The 311-nt window shown below is 67.8% G+C and carries 1 protein-coding gene; it reads right to left on the reverse strand.

Annotation, left to right across the window (positions count from 1 at the left end):
- On the reverse strand, positions 1 to 311 hold a 311-nt coding region (locus DK254_RS05730; RefSeq protein WP_146219570.1), incomplete at both ends, for a transposase.

Genomic DNA, 311 nt, shown 5'->3' on the forward strand with positions numbered 1-311 from the left:
TCGCGGGCTTGATGCAAACGACGACGCTCATCATCGCGCTGGCTGACCAGTTGCTCGCGGCGCTGCACCAGCTCCCGCAGCCGCTCGCGTTCCGGCGAAGGCACGGTGCTGGGGGCTTCCTCCAGCGTCTGAGCCAGATGCGCCAGTACCGCCGCGTCGATGGGATCGGTCTTGGCCAGTTTGCCCATGGCCGTGGCAAAGGCTCGCACCCGCGTGGGGTTCAGGCGCGAGACCGCGTGACCGGCGCGAGACAGGCCGAACATCACATCGCACTCATAACCACCGGTCGCCTCCAGCACGATACGGCCGGG

It is taken from the genome of Pseudomonas sp. RW407, assembly GCF_003176655.1.
Classification (GTDB): Bacteria; Pseudomonadota; Gammaproteobacteria; order Pseudomonadales; family Pseudomonadaceae; genus Pseudomonas; species Pseudomonas delhiensis.